Source organism: Ralstonia sp. VS2407 (assembly GCF_052950655.1).
The window spans coordinates 1-508 of record NZ_JBRFVG010000162.1 but is presented as its reverse complement, the minus strand read 5'-3'; the positions used below and the strand labels follow the sequence as shown (position 1 = coordinate 508).

At 69.9% G+C, this 508-nt stretch carries 1 protein-coding gene; it reads right to left on the bottom strand.

Annotated elements, in window-relative coordinates; genetic code table 11:
- Window positions 1-89 precede the first annotated feature (89 nt).
- A partial coding sequence (locus tag ACU8YE_RS24405; RefSeq protein WP_446929965.1) for an ABC transporter permease subunit occupies window positions 90-508 on the bottom strand: 419 nt, incomplete at its 5' end.

The following is a 508-nucleotide window of genomic DNA, read 5'->3' as shown; positions in this document are numbered from 1 at the left end:
GTTCTGGAGGTCGAGAATCGGCGGCGCGGCAGCGGGCGCAACCGGGGACGCGGAACTGGACACGGCGGCCCCGGACATTTGCGGCAGGATCACTTCTCTCTCCTCAAGATCAGCACGGTCAGCAGCGCCCCGCTCGCGGCGATGACCAGGGCGTAGGGGGCGGCGGCGGCGTACTGCGCTTCTTCGGTGTAGGTCCAGACGTTGCTCGCCAGGGTGGAAAAGCCGGTGGGGGCCAGCAGCAGCGTCAGCGGCAGTTCCTTGAGGACGCTCAGGAACACGAAGGCGGCGCTGGCGAGCAGGCCGGGGCGCATCAGCGGGAGCGTGACCTGCCAGAGCGTGCGGGCGGGCGGCGCACCCAGCACGCGGGCGGCCTCCTCCAGCCGGGGGGTCGCCTTTGAGAGCGAGGTGCGGATGGGGCCGATGGCCTCGGCCACGAAATGCAGCGTGTAGGCCAGGATCAAGAGTGCGAAGGTCTGGTACAGCCCCGGTGCCGAGCGCAGCACGAAGA